We start from the raw sequence: 1,499 nt of genomic DNA, 5'->3' as shown, positions 1-1,499 counted from the left end.
AGGTCGTGCTCGCCCAACGCCATGTCCATGCGCGCCCGCGCCGCCGCGAGGTCGGGCGCCGGCCGCGTCGCGGGGCGCGCGAGGGCGCGCGGCATGAAGGCGTCGAGCACCGATGAATGGCGCGGCTCAGGCAGGCAGAGCACGACGCAGCGCCGCGCCGGGGTCAGGCCCTGCAGGCGGAACGCCTCGCCCGCCGCCGCGCTGCCGGTGGCGATGGCGGTTTCGCCCAGGCGAAGGAAGGGAAGGTCACGGCCCGCACGCGGCACCAGGCTCGCTTCCTCCGGGTGCAGCCCCTCGGCCCAGACGGCGAGGCGCCCCGTCGCCGGCGCGACGAAGCCGGCCGCGTAGCCACCGCCGGGCTGCGGCATCCAGGCCGAGGACGGCAGGATGAGCACGCGGCTCATGCGCCCTGCCCCGCCAGCGTGGCGTAGAGTTCGGCGTGGCGGGCGCCGGCATGGCGCCAGTCCAGCGCCTCCGCCCGCGCCCGCGCGGCGCGACCGAGGGCCTCGGCCGCCGCCGGGTCGTGTGCAAGCGCGACCACCGCCTCGGCCAGCGCCTGCGGGTCGCCGGGCGGCACCAGCCGGGCGGCGCCATCGGTCATCTCGCCGACGCCGCCGACATCGGTGGAGACGATCGCCCGGCCGCAGGCCATGGCTTCCAGGATCGCATTGTTGGCGGTGGCGTCCGTCAGCGGCAGCAGCAGCAGGTCGGCGTCGCGATACGCCTGGCGCAGTTCCTCGTCGGTCAGGCCGCTCTCGATGGTGACGCCGGGCGGGATGCCGGCGGGCGCCTGCGGCGTGACGATGCGCAGGCTGGCGCGGATGCCGGCCTCGCGCAGCAACGGCAGGGTGCCGAAGGCGGTGGCGTGGTCGCGCAGCCAGTGGCCGACCGAGAGCATCCGCAGCCCCTCCCCTTCCGCGCGCGGGCCGGGGGTGAAGAAGCCGGTGTCGATGCCGTGCGGGATGACGTGGATGCGCTCCGGCGGCAGGTGCGGCGCGACGGCCGGGCGCTGCGCCTCGCACAGCAGGATCGCCGCATCCAGCCGCGCCAGCAGCCTTCCGTTCAGCATCGCGCCGAGCAGCGACGCCGGCTGATGGAAGGTCGCCGCCATGCGCGGCCGCTTGCCCCCGGCGAAGAGCGCGCCCGGCATGCGCGGCAGCAGCCAAAGCGCGAGTTCACCGTCGATGGCGTGGATGATGTCCGCGCCCTCGGTCGCGCAGGCGGCGAGGAGTTCAGTCTCCGCCAGCCAGGCATTGCCCTGCTGGCCGAAGGGCGTGGTGCCGAGCAGCCGGCCCCAGGCACGGAACTCCCCCGCCTTCTCGCCGGCGAGCGTGGCGCCGAGAGGCGTCGCGCGGCTGTCCAGCCGCATCCCCGGCGGCAAATGCCGCAGGAACTGGTACGGCCCGGATCGCGCACCGTGATGCACGTGATGGGCACGGAGCGCGATCACGCGCGGGCCCTCGGCGGCCGGCGGCGCGAGCGGCGCGGGCCGCACCGCG

Annotated in this window: 2 protein-coding genes; both read right to left on the bottom strand. The window is 76.3% G+C overall.

All coding sequences use genetic code 11. The annotated features are described in order from the left end of the window. On the bottom strand, positions 1–404 hold a 404-nt coding region (locus GXW76_RS25325), incomplete at its 3' end, for a hypothetical protein (RefSeq protein ID WP_211864908.1). Next, positions 401–1,499: glycosyltransferase family 4 protein (locus GXW76_RS25320; RefSeq protein WP_211864907.1), on the bottom strand; the 1,099-nt coding region annotated here is incomplete at its 5' end. The genes GXW76_RS25320 and GXW76_RS25325, both read right to left, overlap by 4 nt.

The organism is Neoroseomonas soli, from assembly GCF_018129065.1.
In the GTDB taxonomy this organism is placed as follows: domain Bacteria; phylum Pseudomonadota; class Alphaproteobacteria; order Acetobacterales; family Acetobacteraceae; genus Neoroseomonas; species Neoroseomonas soli.
The sequence above is the reverse complement of the archived record's forward strand: the minus strand, read 5'-3'. Positions and strand labels throughout refer to the sequence as shown.